1 rRNA gene is annotated in these 440 nt (G+C 55.0%); it reads left to right on the top strand.

Annotated elements, in window-relative coordinates:
• Positions 1-440, top strand: a 16S ribosomal RNA gene (locus tag PGH32_RS24795); the annotation flags it as partial.

Below are 440 nucleotides of genomic sequence, written 5' to 3'. Positions count from 1 at the left end.
CCTACGGGCGGCTGCAGTGGGGGATATTGCACAATGGGGGAAACCCTGATGCAGCGACGCCGCGTGGAGGAAGAAGGTTTTCGGATTGTAAACTCCTGTCGTTAGGGACGATAATGACGGTACCTAACAAGAAAGCACCGGCTAACTACGTGCCAGCAGCCGCGGTAAAACGTAGGGTGCAAGCGTTGTCCGGAATTACTGGGTGTAAAGGGAGCGCAGGCGGACCGGCAAGTTGGAAGTGAAAACTATGGGCTCAACCCATGAATTGCTTTCAAAACTGCTGGCCTTGAGTAGTGCAGAGGTAGGCGGAATTCCCGGTGTAGCGGTGGAATGCGTAGATATCGGGAGGAACACCAGTGGCGAAGGCGACCTACTGGGCACCAACTGACGCTGAGGCTCGAAAGCATGGGTAGCAAACAGGATTAGATACCCGGGTAGTC

Source organism: Erwinia sp. SLM-02, assembly GCF_037450285.1.
Taxonomy (GTDB): domain Bacteria; phylum Pseudomonadota; class Gammaproteobacteria; order Enterobacterales; family Enterobacteriaceae; genus Erwinia.
Note: the sequence above shows the minus strand (reverse complement) of the source record. Positions and strands in the feature narration are given on the sequence as shown.